This window comes from Streptomyces sp. NPDC048254, assembly GCF_043201895.1.
GTDB lineage: Bacteria > Actinomycetota > Actinomycetes > Streptomycetales > Streptomycetaceae > Streptomyces.
The window spans coordinates 65,407-84,657 of record NZ_JBICZJ010000012.1; the positions used below are offsets into that span (position 1 = coordinate 65,407).

Genomic DNA, 19,251 nt, shown 5'->3' on the forward strand with positions numbered 1-19,251 from the left:
TGCACTCAGGGGGTGGTGTTTCACGTGAAACACCACCCCCGGCTCGTCTAACCGATCCCCCGCCACCCCTCGGGGTCCACTCCACCAGGGACAGAAGCGGTCTCCTCGTACGGCTGACGCGTGAACACGAACGAACCGAGGTCCAGGTGGCTCACGGTGCCGTCCGGCCGCCGTACGGGCCGTAGAAGCTCTCCGGCGTAGTAGCTCTCAAGGCCGGTCCAGGTGCCGTCACCGTTGGCCCGGAAACGCGCACGGCGGCCGGCGCCCGACAACGGTCCCAGCGAGACCAGCCCATCGGCCGTCACCCGCAGCGCGAAGGCGTGCGTACCCCAGTACCACTGGCCCGCCAATTCCAGAACAGACGGCTCGACTTGGGCCAGGGGCCGCCATGGCTCGGGGATGCGCGGTTCGGCCTCCGCGACGATACGGACGAGATCGGCGCCGACGGCGGACAGCAGCGGGCCTGAGGTGCAGTTCGCGAGCACCACGGCCGCCACGTCGTCGTCCACGCTGATGGTGAGGTTGGCGAGAAAGCCGGGCAGCGAGCCGGAGTGCCCGATCAGCAGCCGACCGTTGCGACGCTGGACCTGGAGACCGAGGCCGTAGGTGGCTCCGTCCAGCACATCGGCGGGCTCGGCGGGAGCCGCCGGGATGCGCATCTCCCGTACGGACTCCGCGCTCAGGACCCGGTCGTCGCCGGCCGCCAGGAACACGGCGAAGCGGGCCAGGTCGTCGGTGGTCGACCAGAGCTGTCCTGCCGGTGCCATCCGGCCGAGGTCCTCCAGTGGCTCCGGGAGCATCGCGTCGGCCCAGGGATGTACCGCCCAGCCGCCCGCGTGCGGTGCCCGTGGCTGGGCGCTCGTGCGGTCGAGGTGCAGCGGTTCGAGCACCTCCCGCCGGAGCACCTCTTCCCAGGGAGCACCGCGGAGCTCCTCGACCAGCGCGCCGAGCAGGGTGTAGCCGGGGTTGGAGTAGTGGTACCGGCGGCCGACGGGGTGCAGGAGGGGCTGCTCACCGAGGACATCACTGAGCTCCGGCCGCAGCGAACCCGGGGTCCGCTCCCACCAGGGTGCGGGCGATTCCGCCGCCAACCCCCCTGTGTGCGCGAGGAGTTCGGCGATCGCCGCCTCTCCCGCGCCGGTGCCCGGCAGATGCTTCTCCAGTGGATCGCCGAGATCGAGGAGCCCTTCGTCCCGCAGCCGGAGCACCAGAACGGCCGTGAACGTCTTGGTGATCGATCCGATCCGGTACTGCACGTTCTCGTCCGGTCCATGGCCGTCCACCGAGGTCCGCGCCCCGTGCCAGACGGCCCGCCCGCCCCGCACCACCGTCGCCACCAGTGACGGCACCCTTCCTTCGGCCTGGGCGACGGCGATCCGATGCAGCAGCGCCCGCCGGGTGGCGGGGAGCAGCTCTTCCTGAAATGTCGTCATGCACCCAGTCCACCCGGTGGGCGGAGCTGCGTCGAGTTCATTTCGGTGGTGCGGATCAGGTCTGTGCCATGTCCACGAAACGGGAGTAGTGACCCTGGAAGGCCACGGTGATCGTCGCGGTCGGGCCGTTTCGGTGCTTGCCGACGATGATGTCCGCCTCGCCCGCCCGCGGTGACTCCTTCTCGTAGGCGTCCTCGCGGTGGAGCAGGATGACCATGTCGGCATCCTGCTCGATGGAGCCGGACTCACGCAGGTCGGACACCATCGGCTTCTTGTCTGTGCGCTGCTCGGGACCACGGTTGAGCTGTGAGAGCGCGATCACCGGGACCTCCAGCTCCTTGGCGAGCAGCTTGAGGTTTCGGGACATGTCCGAGACCTCCTGCTGACGGCTCTCGGAACGCTTGGACCCGGACTGCATCAGCTGCAGATAGTCGATGATCACGAGCTTGATGTCGTTGCGCTGCTTGAGCCGGCGGCATTTGGCGCGGATCTCCATCATCGACAGGTTCGGGGAGTCGTCGATGTAGAGCGGTGCGGCCGAGACGTCCGGCATCCGGCGGGCGAGCCGGGTCCAGTCGTCGTCGGTCATCGTGCCGGAGCGCATGTGGTGCAGGGCGACCCTGGCCTCGGCGGACAGCAGACGCATCGCGATCTCGTTGCGGCCCATTTCGAGGGAGAAGATGACGCTGGGCAGGTTGTTCTTGATCGACGCGGCCCGGGCGAAGTCCAGCGCCAGAGTGGACTTACCCATGGCGGGACGCGCGGCGATGACGATCATCTGGCCCGGGTGGAGGCCGTTGGTCAGCGAGTCCAGGTCCGTGAAGCCGGTGGGCACGCCGGTCATCTCGCCGGTACGGGAGCCGATCGCCTCGATCTCGTCGAGGGCGCCCTCCATGATGTCGCCGAGCGGCAGATAGTCCTCGCTGGTCCGCTGCTCGGTGACCGCGTAGATCTCCGCCTGGGCGCTGTTGACGATCTCGTCGATGTCGCCGTCGGCCGCGTATCCCATCTGCGTGATGCGTGTCCCGGCCTCGACAAGACGGCGCAGCACGGCCCGCTCGTGGACGATCTCCGCGTAGTACTCGGCGTTCGCCGCCGTCGGCACCGTCTGGACGAGGGTGTGCAGATAGGAGGCCCCGCCGACCTTGTTGATCTCACCGCGTTTGGTGAGCTCGGCGGCGATAGTGATGGGGTCGGCCGGCTCGCCCTTCGCATAGATGTCGAGGATCGCCTGGTAGATCGTCTCGTGCGCCGGCTTGTAGAAGTCGTGGCCCTTGAGGATCTCCACGACGTCGGCGATGGCGTCCTTGGACAGCAGCATGCCGCCGAGCACGGACTGTTCGGCGTCCAGGTCCTGCGGGGGGACTCGCTCGAAGGTGGAACCTCCGCCGTCCCAGTCGCCGCTGTCCCGGCCCCGGTCGTGCCGGTCGTCCCGCCCTCGGCCACCCTCACCGCGTCCACGGGAGGCGGGCAGACGATCACTGGGACCGGCCTCGGCCCACGGATCGTCCAAGGGCTCGGAAATACTCACCGAGCCACCTCCTCCCGTCCGCCCGGCGGACCTCGCCGTGGCCTCATTTCTACGGCACGGCACTGACAAACCAAGGCGCCCCATTCCGGTTCTGGACGCGTCGGTTTTGCGAGGTTTCCGAGGCCATAAGGAGGAGCGGGCGCCGCACCACGGTAGGCCCGCGGGCACCGTCAGCCAATCTGGTTATCCACAGGCCATGTGGACGACGGCCCGTATGCTGTGGAGAACCTCCCAAAACCTGTGCACGACGCGGTGGACAGCCCTGTGAACAAGCCCTCGATCTCGCGCCGCAACAAGCCCTGACCTGCACCTTTCCCATCCACCGGCTGTGCAGAAGAAAAACTTTCCCAGTCGGATCAAGATCGCTTCGAACGACGCGCGACAGCGCGGACCGCACAAGCCTCAGTAAGGGTCAGTTCTCAATTGCATCTCTTACCTGTGGACGATTAGATTAGCGCCCATGTCACAGGCTCCCGCGATCCCCGAAGCCACCCGACGACGGCACGACCGAGAGATCGTCGCACTGGCCGTCCCGGCCTTCGGCGCACTCGTCGCCGAGCCGCTTTTCGTCATGGCCGATAGCGCGATCGTCGGCCATCTCGGCACCGCACAGCTCGCCGGTCTCGGCATCGCCTCGGCGCTCCTCACCACCGCCGTGAGCGTCTTCGTCTTTCTCGCCTACGCCACCACGGCGGCGGTCGCCCGCCGGGTCGGCGCCGGCGATCTCCAGGCGGCCATCCGCCAGGGCATGGACGGCATCTGGCTGGCGCTGCTGCTCGGTGCCGGCGTCATCGCCGTCGTCCTGCCCCTGGCACCCGGCATCGTGGACGTCTTCGGGGCTTCGGCCACCGCGGCACCCTACGCGACGACCTACCTCAGGGTCTCCGCACTGGGGATCCCGGCCATGCTGGTGGTGCTCGCCGCCACCGGAGTCCTGCGTGGCCTCCAGGACACCCGGACCCCGCTGTACGTCGCTGTCGCGGGCTTCGTCGCCAACGCCGGACTGAACGCCGGGCTCGTCTACGGCGCCGGGCTGGGCATCGCCGGCTCCGCCTGGGGCACCGTCATCGCCCAGTGCGGGATGGCAGCCGTCTACCTGACCGTCGTCGTACGGGGAGCCCGCAGGCACGGGGCGTCCCTTCGCCCCGACGTCGCCGGGATTCGCGCTTCGGCACAGGCCGGCGTGCCTCTCCTCGTCCGAACGCTCTCGCTCAGGGCCGTCCTCATGATCGCCACAGCTGTCGCGGCCCGGCTGGGCGACGCCGATATCGCGGCGCACCAGATCGTGTTGTCCCTGTGGAGCCTGCTGGCCTTCGCCCTGGACGCGATAGCGATCGCCGGGCAGGCCATCATCGGCCGCTATCTCGGTGCCGGCGACACTGCCGGCGCCCGTGAGGCCTGTCGGCGCATGGTCCAGTGGGGCATCGCCACCGGGGTCGTTCTGGGACTGCTTGTGGTGGCTGCCCGACCGCTCTTCCTCCCGCTGTTCACCAGCGATCCGACCGTGAAGGACACCGCGCTGCCCGCGCTGCTCATCGTGGCGCTCTCCCAGCCGATCTCCGGCATGGTCTTCGTCCTCGACGGCGTTCTGATGGGTGCGGGAGACGGGGTCTACCTCGCCAGAGCCATGGTCGTGACCCTCGCCGTCTTCACACCGGTGGCGCTCCTGGTCCCCGCCTTCGGCGGCGGGCTCACGGCGCTCTGGGGAGCCATGACCCTAATGATGGCCACGCGGATGCTGACCCTCTGGCTGCGGACACGCTCGGGCCGCTGGATCGTGACCGGTGCAACGCGCTGACGGCTGACCGGCACGGGCCATCGACTGTTTCACGTGAAACGTGAAACACCGCGAGCCACCACGTTTCACGTGAAACACCCGCCGCCCGACCCCATCGTCGGCAAACCAAAGGGGCCGCACCCTCATGGGTACGGCCCCTTTCAGCTACTGCTCAAACCGAGCGCAGTCGTCAGGCCGCGACGACCTCGATGTTGACCTTGGCGGCAACCTCGGGGTGCAGACGCACGAACGTCTCGTGGGCGCCCAGCGTCTTGATCGGCGCACCCAGCTCGATACGGCGCTTGTCGACCTCGGGGCCACCGGAAGCCTTGATCGCCGAGGCGACGTCGGCCGGGGTGACGGAACCGAAAAGACGACCGGCGTCGCCGGAGCGGACGGCCAGACGGACCTTGACACCCTCGAGCTGGGCCTTCACGGAGTTGGCCTGCTCAATGGTCTGGATCTCGTGGATCTTGCGAGCACGACGGATCTGCTCGACGTCCTTCTCGCCACCCTTGGTCCAGCGGATAGCGAACTTCCGCGGGATCAGGTAGTTGCGAGCGTAGCCGTCCTTGACGTCGACGACGTCGCCGGCGGCACCGAGGCCAGAGACCTCGTGGGTGAGGATGATCTTCATGTGTCGGTCACCCTTCCCTTATCGCGCGGTGGACGTGTAGGGCAGCAGCGCCATCTCACGGCTGTTCTTGACGGCCGTGGCGACGTCACGCTGGTGCTGCGTGCAGTTGCCGGTCACGCGGCGGGCACGGATCTTGCCGCGGTCGGAAATGAACTTCCGCAGCATGTTCGTGTCCTTGTAGTCCACGTACTGGACCTTGTCCTTGCAGAACGCGCAGACCTTCTTCTTAGGCTTGCGCACAGGCGGCTTCGCCATGGTGTTTCTCCTGTGTGATCAAGAAGTGGGGATGCGAGCCCGTTGTCCCTAGAAGGGGGGCTCGTCCGAGTAGCCGCCGCCACTGCCGCCGCTGCTGCCGGAGCCGCCGCCCCAACCGCCGCCGCCCTGGTTGCCGCCACCGGCGGGAGTGCCGGAGGCCCAGGGGTCGTCGTTGGGAGCGCCGCCCTGCTGGCCGCCGCCGGAGCCGCCGCCCCAGCTGCCGCCACCCTGGCCGCCACCGCCGCTGAACCCACCCTGGCCACCGCGGCCGCCACCACCGGCGGTCTTGGTGACCTTGGCCGTGGCGTTCCGCAGGCTGGCGCCGACTTCCTCGACGTCCAGCTCGTAGACCGTGCGCTTGACACCCTCACGGTCCTCGTAGGACCGCTGCTTCAGCCGGCCCTGCACGATTACGCGCATGCCTCGCTGGAGCGACTCGGCGACGTTCTCCGCCGCCTGACGCCAGACCGAGCAGGTCAGAAAGAGGCTTTCGCCGTCCTTCCACTCGTTCGTCTGGCGGTCGAAGGTGCGGGGAGTGGACGCGACGCGGAACTTCGCGACCGCCGCACCGGACGGGGTGAAGCGCAGCTCGGGGTCGTCGACAAGATTGCCGACGACCGTGATGACGGTCTCGCCTGCCATGGGGGAACCTCTCGGCGGGTTTGCTGCTGGCTGCTTGCTGCTACTCGAAACCCGAGATCAGCTGAGCTGGGAGCTCAGTGGGTCTCGGGACGGAGGACCTTGGTCCGGAGGACCGACTCGTTCAGGTTCATCTGGCGGTCGAGCTCCTTCACGACCGCAGGCTCGGCCTGCAGGTCGATGACCGAGTAGATGCCCTCGGGCTTCTTCTTGATCTCGTACGAGAGACGACGACGGCCCCAGGTGTCGACCTTCTCCACCTTGCCGTTGCCCTCACGGACGACGGAGAGGAAGTTCTCGATCAGGGGGGCGACAGCGCGCTCCTCCAGATCGGGGTCGAGGATGACCATCACCTCGTAGTGACGCATGTGGAACCCACCTCCTTTGGACTCAGCGGCCACGGTCGTTCCGTGGCAGGAGGGTTGTGATGCGTGCGCAACGGTATCGGCCGCCACTGACATGCGGGGGGCTTCCCTCGGGATCCCCGGCCGCGGGCCTGGGCAGACACCGGTGCAGACGGTACAGACTACCCGCACACCTGCTTCCGGTTGAAATCCGGCCGCCGGGACCCTCAATCTGTACACATCGGGTGTGTACGGCGCTACGATGCGCCGCCTTCCGCAGGAGGTGCCCTATGGCACAGGCATTGCGACCCAACACCGCCGGATCCCTCTTCGCCACCGACGGCAAGACCCATCCGCTCCAGGACTCGCTGATGGCAGTGACACTGGCGCTCGGGCTGATCGCCTTCATCACGTCGTTCTTCCACAGCCTGCACCTGCTCAGCTCGTGGACCGGTCTGATCGGCATCTTCACCGGCCTGTTCGGGCAGTGGGTCTCGATCACCACGCGCGAGCGCTTCGGTCTGATCCTGGGTCTCGGTGCCGCGGGCATCGGCTTCTTCATCGGCATGGCGCACGGCGGCCTGTTCGGGTAGGCCTCCGGCCCCTTGCGCACCACCTCCTACGCCCCGCCGCACCGGCGCCGGGGCGTAGGAGGTGTACGCCCAGTCGGGCCGCGGGCGAGGCGCAGTAGGCTTCGGCGCGAGAGCCGGAGCCCCTGTACCCATGGGGACACACCAGCCCGAGGAGCGCCCCGACATGAGCCTGACCCTGCGGACCATCAGCCGCGAACAGCATCTGGCATACATCCAGAGCCTGCCGGCTGCCAGCCACATGCAGGTCCCGGCCTGGGCTGATGTCAAGGCTGAGTGGCGTTCGGAGAACCTCGGATGGTTCGACGACCGCACCGGCGAGATGGTCGGCGCGGGTCTGGTGCTGTACCGCCAGCTGCCCAAGATCAAGCGCTACCTGGCGTACCTCCCCGAGGGCCCGGTCATCAACTGGTTCGCGCCGAATCTCGACGAGTGGATCCAGCCGATGCTGGCCCACCTCAAGCAGCAGGGCGCGTTCTCCGTGAAGATGGGCCCGCCGGTGATCATCCGGCGCTGGGAGGCCAACTCCATCAAGGCCGGCATCCAGAACCCGGACGTGAAGCGGCTGCGCGACATCGAGGCGGACTTCATCGAGCCGCGCGCCTTCGAGGTGGCGGACAAGCTGCGCCGGATGGGCTGGCAGCAGGGCGAGGACGGCGGCGCCGGCTTCGGTGACGTGCAGCCGCGCTACGTCTACCAGGTGCCGCTGGCGAACCGTTCGCTGGAAGAGGTCCACAAGAACTTCAACCAGCTGTGGCGGCGCAACATCAAGAAGGCTGAGAAGGCCGGCGTCGAGGTCGTTCAGGGCGGCTACCAGGACCTGCCCGAGTGGCAGCGGCTGTACGAGATCACGGCCGTGCGCGACCACTTCCGGCCGCGCCCGCTGTCGTACTTCGAGCGCATGTGGACGGCGCTCAACACCGAGGACCCCAACCGGATGCGGCTGTACTTCGCCCGGCACAACGGGGTGAACCTGTCCGCGGCGACCATGCTGATCGTCGGCGGGCACGTCTGGTACTCCTACGGGGCCTCCGACAACATCGGCCGCGAGGTGCGTCCGTCGAACGCCATGCAGTGGCGGATGCTGCGTGACGCCTACGCGCTCGGCGCCACCGTCTACGACCTGCGCGGCATCTCGGACTCGCTGGACGAGACGGATCACCTCTTCGGCCTCATCCAGTTCAAGGTGGGCACCGGCGGCCAGGCCGCCGAGTACCTCGGCGAGTGGGACTTCCCGCTGAACAAGCTGCTCCACAAGGCTCTCGACATCTACATGTCGCGCCGCTGACGTCACGCTCCGTGCTTCTATAGCCCTGACACACCCCAGCCATCCAGAAAGGTCCCAGGTCCGGCCATGGCGCTCACGCTCTACGTCGACACCGCGCGCTGGCGGGCGCACCACAAGCACGTGCAGGAGCAGTTCCCGGGCCTCGTCCCGGTCTGCAAGGGCAACGGCTACGGCTTCGGGCACGAACGCCTGGCGGAGGAGGCCACACGTCTGGGCTCGGACATCCTCGCTGTCGGTACGACGTATGAAGCCGCGCGCATCAAGGACTGGTTCGGCGGCGATCTGCTGGTGCTGACGCCGTACCGGCGCGGCGAGGAGCCGGTGCCGCTGCCCGACCGGGTCATCCGCTCGGTGTCGTCGATCGACGGCGTGTACGGCCTGGTGGGCGCGCGCGTGGTCATCGAGGTGATGTCCACCATGAAGCGGCACGGCATCAGCGAGCAGGACCTGCCGCAGCTGCACTCCGCCATAGAGAACGTCCGCCTGGAGGGCTTCGCCATCCATCTGCCGCTGGACCGTACCGACGGCTCGGACGCCGTCGAGGAGGTCATCGGCTGGATGGACCGGCTGCGCGCGGCCCGGCTGCCGCTGCACACGATGTTCGTCAGCCATCTCAAGGCCGACGAACTCGCCCGGCTGCAGCAGCAGTTCCCGCAGACCCGGTTCCGGGCCCGGATCGGCACCCGGCTGTGGCTGGGGGACCACGACGCCACCGAGTACCGCGGGGCGGTCCTGGACGTGACCCGGGTCGCCAAGGGCGACCGGTTCGGCTACCGGCAGCAGAAGGCGGCCTCGGACGGCTATCTGGTGGTCGTGGCGGGCGGTACGTCGCACGGGGTGGGCCTGGAGGCCCCGAAGGCCCTGCACGGCGTCATGCCGCGCGCCAAGGGCGTCGCACGGGCCGGCCTGGCCACGGTGAACCGGAACCTTTCGCCGTTCGTCTGGGGCGGCAAGCAGCGCTGGTTCGCGGAGCCGCCGCACATGCAGGTGTCGATCCTGTTCGTGCCGACCGACGCCCCGGAGCCGCAGGTGGGCGAGGAGCTGGTGGCCCATCTGCGGCACACCACCACCCAGTTCGACCGCATCGTGGATCGCTGACGGGTTCTCAGAACGCAGGAAGGGCCGTACACGGAGTTCCGTGTACGGCCCTTTCCTTCGGTCCGGGATGTCCGCCCAGCCTGCGCTGTTCGCTCAGAGCGAACTGTCCTCGGAGGCTCGGCTGCCCCACTCCACCTGCGGCCCCTCGTACTGGGCGGCATGACGCGGGGGACGGGCGGCCGCACCGAGCACGAAGAAGTCCTCCGCGCCGTCCAGCACACCGCCCGAGGGGTCGTCGTCACCGGAGCGGCGCACCACGTCCCGCTCGGGCATGAGGATGTCGCGAACGACCATCGCGCAGAGGTAGAGCGTGCCGAGCAGGTGCACGGCGATGGCCCAGTGGTAGCCGTGGGTCGGCAGGCCCTTGTGGGCGTCACCGCTGGTCGTGTACGCGAGGTACATCCAGATCCCCAGGAAGTACGCCACCTCGCACGCCTGCCAGATCAGGAAGTCCCGCCACTTGGGCCGGGCCAGCACGGCCAGCGGCACCAGCCAGAGGACGTACTGCGGGGAGTAGACCTTGTTGGTGAGGATGAAGGCCGCCACCACCAGGAAGGCCAGCTGGGCGAAGCGCGGCCGGCGCGGGGCGGTGAGGGCCAGGGCGGCGATGCCCAGGAAGCAGAGCACCACCAGGGCCATCGCCGCGTTGTTCACGAAGCCGGTGCTGGGCGGGGTGGTGGTGTTCTGCGCCCAGATCAGCCAGAAGGAGCCGAAATCGACGCCCCGTTCCTGGCTGAATGTGTAGAACTTCGACCAGCCGTCGAAGGCGAAGATCATCACCGGCAGGTTCACGACGAGCCAGGCGACGACGGCACCGCCCGCCGCGACGAAGAACTCCCTCCATTTGCCCGCCCGCCAGCACAGCAGGAACAGCGGCCCCAGCAGGAACACGGGATACAGCTTGGCGGCCGTAGCAAGCCCCAGGAGGACACCGAAGGCGAGCGGACGACTCCGGGACCACATCAGCATCGCCGCGGCCGTCAGAGCGACCGCCAGGAGGTCCCAGTTGATGGTGGCGGTCAGCGCGAAGGCGGGCGCCAGGGCGACCAGCAGGCCGTCCCAGGGGCGCCGGCGGTGCGTACGGACCACGCACACCACGATGACGGCGGCGCAGATCATTAGCATTCCGGCGTTGACGAACCAGTACACCTGCTCCTGGAGCTGGATGCTGCCGCTGCCCGGCGTGAGCCATGCGGCCACCTCCATGAACACACCGGTCAGCACCGGGTATTCGAGGTAGTCCATGTCACCGGGGAGCTTGTCGAAGTACGGCACCAGACCGTCGGCGAAGCCTCGCCCCTGGTAGAGATGCGGAATGTCCGAGTAGCAGGCGTGGGTGTACTGGGAACTCGCGCCGAAGAACCAGCCGCCGTCATAGCACGGCACCTTCTGGATCAGGCCCAGGGCGAACATGCCGATCGCCACGAGGACCACGACCCGCAGCGGCGTCCACCAGGACGTTCCGAGCAGCGCACGCCGCCCGATAGGGCCACCGATCAGCTCACTACCGGCTGCGGCGACCGGGTCTTCCCTGGTCGGTCGCACCGGCTCCGGCTCGCGCACGCCCGCGGGCGTCGTCTCTGCACTGGGCATGGGGCCCATCCTGCCGTACCTCCCTAGGAATACGCCGAGGGCCGCCGCACCTCGCCTGGTGCGGCGGCCCATGTTTCACGTGAAACTGACTTCGACGGGCGAAATGGTCACCAGCCGGTCAGACCGCGCGGCTAGCCGGTTGATCCACCGAAGAGGTTTCCGCCGCCGTTGGCATTGCCTCTGGTGTCTCCTTCGCCGGTCGTCTCCGTAGCCGTCGGCGAGGACGTCGTGCCTCCCGTGCTGCCCGTGTCGGTACCGCCGTCGCTGGAGCAGTTCCAGGTGAACTGGCAGGTCTCGGTGGCCGTGGGCGACGGCGAGGTGGCCGTCTCGCTCGGGGTGATGCTGGGCGTGACGCTCGGCGTCTCGCTCGGGGTGATGACGGGCGTCGGAGTCGGGGAAGGAGCCCCCGCCTCGTCGGCGATCTCACCGATCTTGGTGGCCTTCGGGAAGCCCAGGTCGTTCTTGCCCTTCAGGGCGGACATCATGTACTCGGTCCACACCGAGGTCGGGATGTCACCACCGTGGATGGACTCCACGCCGGCGGTGCCGTTCATGGAGAGCAGCTCGGCGTCCTTCGGGTTCTCACGGAACATCGCCACCGAGGTCGACAGCTGCTGGGTGTAGCCGACGAACCAGGCCGACTTGTTGCTGTCGGTGGTACCGGTCTTGCCCGCCGCCGTACGGCCCAGGGCCTTGGCGTTCTTACCCGTACCGTTCTGGATCACGTTCTCCAGGGTGTCCGTGACGTTGTTCGCTACGTCCTCGGGCATCGCCGGGGTCACCTTGGGCTTGGAGAAGCCGCCCAGCGGCTGGCCGTCCTGCTTGACAGCGGTCACCGAGTAGGGGTCCGTGTGCTCGCCGGAAGCCGCGAAGGTCGCGTAGGCGTCGGCCATGCGGATCGCGCTGGGGGTGGACGTACCGATGGCGAACGACGGGTTGAGGTCCTGCGACATGCTGTCGGGCAGGATCCCGGACGCCTGGGCCACGTCCCGCACCTTCGTCATACCGACGTCCACGCCGAGCTGCACGAACGGCGTGTTGATCGACTGCTCCATCGCCTTGCGCAGACTGATGTAGCCCCAGGGGTATTCGCTCTCGTTCCTCTGCCGGAAGATCGAGTTGTCCTTGTTCAGGAAGTACGAGCCGTCCGGTTTCCGCACCTTGAGGTTGTCGTCGCCGTTGTACTTGCTCAGCGGCGAGACCCCGTCGGGAGAGGTCTTGTACGAGCCGTACTGCATGGCCGCGGCCAGGACGAACGGCTTCCACGTCGAACCGACGGGGACACCCGAGGTGTCGGCGTTGTTGGTGAAGTGGTTGTTCTCGTAGCCGGCGCCACCGTACAGGGCGACGATCGCGCCGTCCTTGGGCACCACCGACGCCGCACCGAACTGGACGTACTTGTCCTTCTCCCGGTTCTTCGGATCCAGACGCTCCTTCTGGACCTTCTGCACGGCCGCGGTCAGCGCGTTGACCTTGTCCTTCTGGAAGGTCGTGTAGATCTGGAAGCCGCCCTGGTCGAACCGCGCCTCGGTGATGTTGGAGTGCGCGAGGACGTACTTCTTGGCCGTGTCGGCGAGGTAGCTGATCTGGCCGGTCATCCCCTTGGTCGCCTTGCGGCCCTGGGGCAGCGGGTACTTCTTGATCGCCTGCTGGTACTGAGCATCGGTGAGGTGCTGGTCCTTGTGCATCTCCTCGAGGATCCAGGCCCAGCGGTCATGCGAACGCTTGTAGTTGGCGTCCCTGCTGGCCGCGGGATCGATGTCCGGGTTGCCCGCGGGGTCGTAGTACGTCGCACCCTTGAGGAGGGCCGCCAGGACCGCGCACTGGCTCGGGGTGAGGTCCTTCGCGTCCACGCCGTAGTAGGTCTGGGCGGCGGCCTGGATGCCGTACGCCCCACGGCCGAAGTACGAGGTGTTCAGGTAGCCCTGGAGGATCTCCGGCTTGGTGAACTTGGTGCCCACCTTGACGGAGATGAACATCTCCTTGAACTTGCGTGTGAGGGTCTGGTCCTGGCTGAGGTAGGTGTTCTTGACGAACTGCTGGGTGATCGTCGAACCACCCTGCGTCTCACCGCCCTGGGCCATGTTGACGAGAGCACGGGCGATGCCCTTGAAGTCGACGCCCGGGTCCGTGTAGAAGCTCTTGTTCTCCGCCGAGATCACCGAGTACTGCATCGCCTCGGGAATCTGGGCGATGCCGACGTTCTGCCGGTTGACGCCGGTGCCCGTGGCGACCATCTGCTTGCCGTCGGCCCAGTAATAGACGTTGTTCTGGGACTTGGCCGCGGTGTTCTCGTCCGGGACGCCCACCATGGCGTATCCGACGCCGACCAGCGCCACCAGGCTGCCGAAGAAGGTGATGCAGAGCCCGGAGACGAGCTTCCAGGAGGGCACCCAGCGGCGCCAGCCGAACCTGTTCGCCCTGGGGTAGTCGATGATGCGCTTCTTGCCGGGCGCCGTGGCCGCCCGGCCTCTGCCACGCCCGGGCCCGGCAGGGCCACCCGGACCGCGGCTCGCGTTGTCGGCCGCTCTGCGGCGGTTTCCCGTGTTTCTCTGCGCTGCCCGGCGTGCCTCGGCACGGCTTCCGTACGGACGCTCTTCGCCTTCCGAGCTCTGAGAGTCCGACCCATAGGAAGGGGACCCATAGGAGTCGGAAGGAGACCCGGTGGCGCCTCGCGGTGCCGCACGGCGGCCGGAGGACGGGCCGGACTGGCCGCGTCGGGCCGCGGCACGTCCGCCTCCCTGCGGCTGCGGCGGTTTGCGACGGTGCTCGCTCATCGAACGATTACTCCTCGGGCAGGCGCACCCGTGCGCGCCTGGAAACGGCGGCTGGTTTCCGGTCCCCCCGAAGTACGGATGTGGTCGGTCCTGCATTCACCCGTACTGCACCGAGGACAGGGACGCCCCCCAGTCGTCACTTGGTTCCCGGTGGTGTCCATGCCGCACAGACTACGCACCACCAAAACCCGCCGAGCCCCGAAGTTCACCCCAAATCAGGCAAGTTGCCTCCTACGAATCGGTGATGTGATCCCGTTCACCGTCGCTCCTCTTGTCGCACCGGGATCGCCGATCTATCGTCGGGATGTATCGAGCCGATACATCAGAGCGGCATAAGCGCGTCAGAGACGAGAGGAGGCGACCATGAGCCGACGGTCCGGCATCCTTGAGTTCGCCGTACTCGGCCTGCTCCGCGAGTCCCCGATGCACGGCTATGAGCTGCGGAAACGGCTCAACACCTCACTGGGCGTCTTCCGGGCGTTCAGCTACGGGACGCTCTATCCCTGCCTCAAGACGCTGGTCGCCAACGGCTGGTTGATCGAGGAACCGGGGAACACCAGCGAGGACGCCCTCGCCGCGCCGCTCTCCGGCCGCCGCGCCAAGATCGTCTACCGGTTGACGGCCGAAGGTAAGGAGCACTTCGAGGAGCTCCTCTCCCAGACCGGCCCCGACGCGTACGAGGACGAGCACTTCGCTGCGCGGTTCGCCTTCTTCGGGCAGACCTCGCGCGATGTGCGGATGCGTGTACTGGAGGGCCGTCGCAGCCGGCTGGAGGAGCGCCTGGAGAAGATGCGCGCCTCGCTGGCACGCACCCGGGAGCGCCTCGACGACTACACGCTTGAGCTCCAGCGCCACGGGATGGAGTCCGTGGAGCGCGAAGTGCGCTGGCTGAACGAGCTCATCGAGAGCGAGCGGGCCGGGCGGGACATGAAGAGTCCCGCTGCCGGAGGGTCCGCTCAGCAGAACACCACCAATGGAGCGCCGGGCAACCTGCCCCGGTCCGGGGAGACCCGGCCGGATTTGCCCGACGACACCACCACGTGAGACCCGGTCAGGGCCTCACTCGTACACACAGGGAGCAACCGGAATGGGTTCGGTTCGCGTAGCCATCGTCGGCGTGGGCAACTGTGCCGCGTCGCTGGTCCAGGGAGTCGAGTACTACAAGGACGCCGATCCGGCGTCCAAGGTCCCCGGCCTGATGCATGTCCAGTTCGGCGACTACCACGTCAAGGACGTCGAGTTCGTCGCCGCGTTCGACGTGGACGCCAAGAAGGTCGGTCTCGACCTGTCGGACGCCATCGGCGCATCCGAGAACAACACCATCAAGATCTGTGACGTGCCGAACACCGGCGTGACCGTCCAGCGCGGCCACACCCTCGACGGCCTCGGCAAGTACTACCGCCAGACGATCGAGGAGTCCGAGGCCGAGCCGGTCGACGTCGTCCAGATCCTCAAGGACAAGCAGGTCGACGTCCTCGTCTGCTACCTGCCCGTCGGCTCCGAGGACGCGGCGAAGTTCTACGCCCAGTGCGCCATCGACGCCAAGGTCGCCTTCGTCAACGCCCTCCCGGTCTTCATCGCCGGCACCAAGGAGTGGGCGGACAAGTTCACCGAGGCCGGCGTCCCGATCGTCGGTGACGACATCAAGTCGCAGGTCGGCGCCACCATCACGCACCGCGTCATGGCGAAGCTGTTCGAGGACCGGGGCGTCGTCCTGGAGCGCACGATGCAGCTGAACGTCGGCGGCAACATGGACTTCAAGAACATGCTCGAGCGTGAGCGCCTTGAGTCCAAGAAGATCTCCAAGACGCAGGCCGTCACCTCCCAGATCCCCGACCGGGACCTCGGCGAGAAGAACGTCCACATCGGCCCGTCCGACTACGTGCAGTGGCTGGACGACCGCAAGTGGGCCTACGTCCGCCTGGAAGGCCGTGCCTTCGGTGACGTCCCGCTGAACCTGGAGTACAAGCTCGAGGTCTGGGACTCCCCGAACTCCGCGGGTGTCATCATCGACGCCCTGCGTGCCGCGAAGATCGCCAAGGACCGCGGTATCGGCGGCCCGATCCTCTCCGCGTCGAGCTACTTCATGAAGTCCCCGCCGGTCCAGTACTTCGACGACGAGGCCCGCGAGAACGTGGAGAAGTTCATCCGCGGCGACGTCGAGCGGTAACTCGGCACCACGCCGAACGCCGACGTCCGTCGCTCGCAAAAAACGCTCCTGCCAGGGCTGTGAGAGTCCCCGGGTCCCCCGACCCGGGGACTCTCCCCGTGTGTGAGGCTGTGCCCCATGCCCGTCGTCCGCGACCTGCGTGTCCTGCTGCGCCTGCGGGACTTCCGCCGCCTGCTCACCGTCCGTCTGCTCTCCCAGGGCGCCGACGGCGTCTACCAGGTCGCGCTCGCCGCCTACGTCGTCTTCTCCCCGGAGAAGCAGACCTCACCGGGCGCGATCGCCTCGGCCATGGCGGTCCTGCTCCTCCCGTACTCCCTCGTGGGCCCCTTCGCCGGCGTCCTGCTGGACCGCTGGCGCCGCCGCCAGGTCTTCCTCTACGGCAATCTGCTGCGTGCGCTGTTGGCCGCGGTCACCGCCGTTCTGATGGCCGGCCATGTCCCCGACTGGCTCTTCTACGTCTCCGCCCTGTGCGTCACGGCCGTCAACCGCTTCGTCCTTTCGGGGCTGTCCGCCGCCCTCCCACGCGTGGTCGACCCCGAGCGCCTGGTGCTGGCCAACTCCCTGTCCCCGACCGCGGGAACCCTCGCCGCGACCGCCGGCGGCGGGCTCGCCTTCGCCGTCCGGCTACTGGCCTCCGACTCCGATGCCGCGGTCGTGCTGCTGGGCGCGGCGTTGTACCTGTCCGCAGCCCTCACCGCGCTGACCATGGCCCCCGGCCTCCTCGGCCCCGACCGGCATCCGGCACAGCCGAGCCTGGGAACGGCTGTGATCACCACCGCACGCGACCTCCTGGAAGCGATACGGCACCTGGCCGCACCCAGGCGCCGCGAGGCGGTCTGGGCGCTGCTCTCCATGACGGTGATGCGCTTCTGCTACGGCGCCCTGCTCGTCCTGGTGCTGATGCTGTGCCGCTACGCCCTCTCCTCCGACCCGGACGACGGGCTCGGGCTGCTGGGGCTGGCGTTGGGGATCTCCGGCGCGGGCTTCTTCGCGGCGGCCGTGGTGACACCGTGGGCCGCGGGGCGGCTCGGCCCCGGGCGGTGGATCGTCGTATGCGCCGCGTCCGCCGCCGTACTGGAGCCCGCTCTGGGCCTTCCGTTCACGACAGTCCCCATGCTCGTCGCCGCCTTCGTCCTGGGACTGATCACCCAGGGCGCGAAGATCGCCACCGACACCATCGTCCAGTCGTCCGTCGACGACGGCTTCCGCGGGCGGATCTTCTCCGTGTACGACGTGCTCTTCAACGTCGCCTTCGTGGGGGCGGCCGGCGTCGCGGCCCTGATGCTCCCACCGGACGGCCGCTCCGCGACCCTCGTCATCACCGTCGCCTTCATCTACGCGGCGGTCGCAGCGGCCATGGCCCGCTTTGAACGCCGCTGAGGGCCACAGCTGAGGGCCACGGTGGAGAGGAGCAGCGGAGAGGAGTGATGTTTCACGTGAAACATCACCCCTCGTTGCGTTCCGGCCGGGTCGTGTTTCACGTGAAACATGACCGCGTTCCACACGCTCAGTCTTGCTCGGCCCACCACTTTCTGAGTGCGTCCACCGCGGCGTCGTGCTCCATCGGCCCGTCCTCCAGCCGGAGCTCCAACATGTGCTTGTAAGCCTTGCCGACCTCCGGGCCGGGCCGGATCCCGAGGATCTCCATGATCTGGTTGCCGTCGAGGTCCGGGCGGATGGCATCCAGATCCTCCTGCTTCTGAAGCTCGGCGATGCGCGCCTCCAGGCCGTCGTAAGCACGGGAGAGCGCCACTGCCTTCCGCTTGTTGCGGGTGGTGCAATCGGACCGGGTCAGCTTGTGGAGACGGTCGAGCAGGGGGCCCGCGTCACGGACATAGCGACGCACCGCCGAATCCGTCCACTCCCCGGCGCCGTAGCCATGGAAGCGGAGGTGGAGTTCGACCAGACGTGAGACGTCCTTCACCAGTTCGTTGGAGTACTTCAGGGCCGTCATGCGTTTCTTGGTCATCTTCGCGCCGACCACCTCGTGGTGGTGGAACGAGACACGGCCGTCCGTCTCGAAACGGCGGGTGCGCGGCTTGCCGATGTCGTGCAGCAGCGCGGCAAGGCGGAGGGTGAGGTCGGGGCCGTTCTCCTCCAGCGCCACTGCCTGCTCCAGGACGATCAGCGAGTGGTCGTAGACGTCCTTGTGGCGGTGGTGCTCGTCGCTCTCCAGGCGCAGGGCGGGCAGCTCGGGAAGAACATGGTCGGCGAGACCGGTGTCGACGAGCAGCGTCAGTCCCTTGCGGGGCTGGGAGGAGAGGATCAGCTTGTTCAGCTCGTCCCGGACCCGCTCGGCCGAGACGATCTCCAGGCGTCCGGCCATGTCCTTCATCGCCGCGACGACCTCGGGGGCCACCTCGAAGTCGAGCTGGGCCGCGAAACGGGCGGCGCGCATCATCCGCAGCGGGTCGTCCGAGAAGGATTCCTCGGGTGTCCCCGGGGTGCGCAGGACACGGGCCGCCAGGTCGTCCAGCCCTCCGTGCGGGTCAATGAAGTCCTTCTCCGGTAGCGCCACCGCCATGGCGTTGACCGTGAAGTCCCGGCGGACGAGGTCCTCCTCGATGGAGTCGCCGTACGACACCTCAGGCTTGCGCGAGGTGCGGTCGTACGCCTCGGACCGGTAGGTCGTGACCTCGATCTGGTAGCCGTCCTTCTGCGCCCCGACGGTGCCGAAAGCGATACCGACCTCCCAGAGGGCGTCCGCCCAGGGCCGGACGATCTTCAGTACGTCCTCGGGGCGGGCGTCGGTGGTGAAGTCCAGGTCGTTGCCGAGCCGGCCCAGCAACGCGTCCCGGACCGAGCCGCCGACCAGGGCAAGCGAGAACCCGGCCTCCTGGAATCGGCGGGCGAGGTCGTCGGCGACGGGCGCCACCCGCAGCAGTTCGCTCACCGCGCGCTGCTGCGCCTGGCTCAGGGCGGAGGAGGGAGTGTCTTCATTGGCGTTCGGCACAACAGAACAGGGTACGTGCCCCGAGCGGCTCGAAGCGCCTCCATATTCCGGCAGCGCCCCACACAAAGCCTCCATAAAAGGGGAGTGGGACAGCTCACTCCATACCCGCACAAGAGCAGCGCTCGCCGCTTACATGAGTCTCCCGACGATACTGGATATAGGGGAC

At 67.8% G+C, this 19,251-nt stretch carries 16 protein-coding genes; 7 read left to right on the forward strand and 9 right to left on the reverse strand.

The features are described 5' to 3' along the window. Positions 1 to 47: 47 nt before the first annotated feature. Both ACGFZQ_RS30860 and dnaB read right to left on the reverse strand, forming a co-directional pair. Positions 48 to 1,433: a serine hydrolase domain-containing protein gene (locus tag ACGFZQ_RS30860; protein ID WP_393843075.1), complete on the reverse strand. Its 1,386-nt coding sequence runs from the start codon at positions 1,431 to 1,433 to the stop codon at positions 48 to 50. 55 nt (positions 1,434 to 1,488) lie between these two features. Then, positions 1,489 to 2,964, reverse strand: coding sequence for a replicative DNA helicase (dnaB, locus tag ACGFZQ_RS30865; protein ID WP_351748175.1), 1,476 nt, complete (start codon positions 2,962 to 2,964; stop codon positions 1,489 to 1,491). A 460-nt stretch (positions 2,965 to 3,424) separates the two neighbouring features. On the opposite strand from dnaB, the gene ACGFZQ_RS30870 reads away from it, so the two are divergent. After that, entirely contained in the window at positions 3,425 to 4,762 is a 1,338-nt protein-coding gene (locus tag ACGFZQ_RS30870; RefSeq protein ID WP_393843076.1) for an MATE family efflux transporter, read from the forward strand. A 169-nt stretch (positions 4,763 to 4,931) separates the two neighbouring features. Here ACGFZQ_RS30870 and rplI read toward each other — a convergent pair whose 3' ends face one another. From rplI to rpsF, 4 genes are all read right to left on the reverse strand, one after another. Beyond that, positions 4,932 to 5,378: a 50S ribosomal protein L9 gene (gene rplI, locus ACGFZQ_RS30875; RefSeq protein ID WP_351695817.1), complete on the reverse strand. Its 447-nt coding sequence runs from the start codon at positions 5,376 to 5,378 to the stop codon at positions 4,932 to 4,934. Positions 5,379 to 5,396: 18 nt separating this feature from the next. Beyond that, a complete protein-coding gene (rpsR, locus tag ACGFZQ_RS30880) occupies positions 5,397 to 5,633 on the reverse strand; it encodes a 30S ribosomal protein S18 (RefSeq protein ID WP_006381652.1) in 237 nt (78 codons plus the stop codon). A 48-nt stretch (positions 5,634 to 5,681) separates the two neighbouring features. Continuing rightward, on the reverse strand, positions 5,682 to 6,275 hold the full coding sequence (locus ACGFZQ_RS30885) for a single-stranded DNA-binding protein (RefSeq protein WP_393843077.1): 594 nt from the start codon (positions 6,273 to 6,275) through the stop codon (positions 5,682 to 5,684). A gap of 74 nt (positions 6,276 to 6,349) precedes the next feature. Next, positions 6,350 to 6,640, reverse strand: coding sequence for a 30S ribosomal protein S6 (rpsF, locus tag ACGFZQ_RS30890; RefSeq protein ID WP_005482942.1), 291 nt, complete (start codon positions 6,638 to 6,640; stop codon positions 6,350 to 6,352). Between the two features lie 266 nt (positions 6,641 to 6,906). Here rpsF and ACGFZQ_RS30895 point away from each other — a divergent pair, with 266 nt between their 5' ends. The 3 genes from ACGFZQ_RS30895 to ACGFZQ_RS30905 all read left to right on the forward strand — a co-directional run bounded on the left by ACGFZQ_RS30895 (position 6,907) and on the right by ACGFZQ_RS30905 (position 9,592). Then, complete coding sequence (locus tag ACGFZQ_RS30895) at positions 6,907 to 7,209, forward strand: hypothetical protein (RefSeq protein WP_351748180.1); 303 nt, start codon at positions 6,907 to 6,909, stop codon at positions 7,207 to 7,209. A 163-nt stretch (positions 7,210 to 7,372) separates the two neighbouring features. Then, the gene (gene femX / locus ACGFZQ_RS30900) at positions 7,373 to 8,494 is read left to right on the forward strand and encodes a peptidoglycan bridge formation glycyltransferase FemX (RefSeq protein WP_351748229.1); all 1,122 of its coding nucleotides are present in this window, start codon (positions 7,373 to 7,375) and stop codon (positions 8,492 to 8,494) included. A gap of 66 nt (positions 8,495 to 8,560) precedes the next feature. After that, positions 8,561 to 9,592 carry an alanine racemase gene (locus tag ACGFZQ_RS30905; protein ID WP_351748182.1) on the forward strand — a complete coding sequence of 344 codons (1,032 nt, stop codon included), beginning with the start codon at positions 8,561 to 8,563 and terminating at the stop codon, positions 9,590 to 9,592. Positions 9,593 to 9,685: 93 nt separating this feature from the next. Here the strand turns inward: ACGFZQ_RS30905 and ACGFZQ_RS30910 are convergent, their stop codons facing one another. Together ACGFZQ_RS30910 and ACGFZQ_RS30915 are read right to left on the reverse strand one after the other, a co-directional pair. Next, positions 9,686 to 11,185 (reverse strand): glycosyltransferase family 87 protein, encoded by a 1,500-nt coding sequence (locus tag ACGFZQ_RS30910; RefSeq protein ID WP_393843078.1) that lies wholly within the window; start codon positions 11,183 to 11,185, stop codon positions 9,686 to 9,688. A 131-nt stretch (positions 11,186 to 11,316) separates the two neighbouring features. Beyond that, entirely contained in the window at positions 11,317 to 13,578 is a 2,262-nt protein-coding gene (locus ACGFZQ_RS30915; protein ID WP_393843079.1) for a transglycosylase domain-containing protein, read from the reverse strand. A gap of 747 nt (positions 13,579 to 14,325) precedes the next feature. On the opposite strand from ACGFZQ_RS30915, the gene ACGFZQ_RS30920 reads away from it, so the two are divergent. The 3 genes from ACGFZQ_RS30920 (at position 14,326) to ACGFZQ_RS30930 (ending at position 17,512) form a co-directional block, all read left to right on the forward strand. Next, on the forward strand, positions 14,326 to 15,006 hold the full coding sequence (locus ACGFZQ_RS30920; RefSeq protein ID WP_393843080.1) for a helix-turn-helix transcriptional regulator: 681 nt from the start codon (positions 14,326 to 14,328) through the stop codon (positions 15,004 to 15,006). Between the two features lie 43 nt (positions 15,007 to 15,049). After that, entirely contained in the window at positions 15,050 to 16,132 is a 1,083-nt protein-coding gene (locus tag ACGFZQ_RS30925) for an inositol-3-phosphate synthase (protein ID WP_351748188.1), read from the forward strand. 117 nt (positions 16,133 to 16,249) lie between these two features. After that, positions 16,250 to 17,512 (forward strand): MFS transporter, encoded by a 1,263-nt coding sequence (locus tag ACGFZQ_RS30930; RefSeq protein ID WP_393843081.1) that lies wholly within the window; start codon positions 16,250 to 16,252, stop codon positions 17,510 to 17,512. Positions 17,513 to 17,639: 127 nt separating this feature from the next. Here the strand turns inward: ACGFZQ_RS30930 and ACGFZQ_RS30935 are convergent, their stop codons facing one another. After that, positions 17,640 to 19,085 carry a CCA tRNA nucleotidyltransferase gene (locus ACGFZQ_RS30935; protein WP_393843082.1) on the reverse strand — a complete coding sequence of 482 codons (1,446 nt, stop codon included), beginning with the start codon at positions 19,083 to 19,085 and terminating at the stop codon, positions 17,640 to 17,642. Positions 19,086 to 19,251 lie beyond the last annotated feature (166 nt).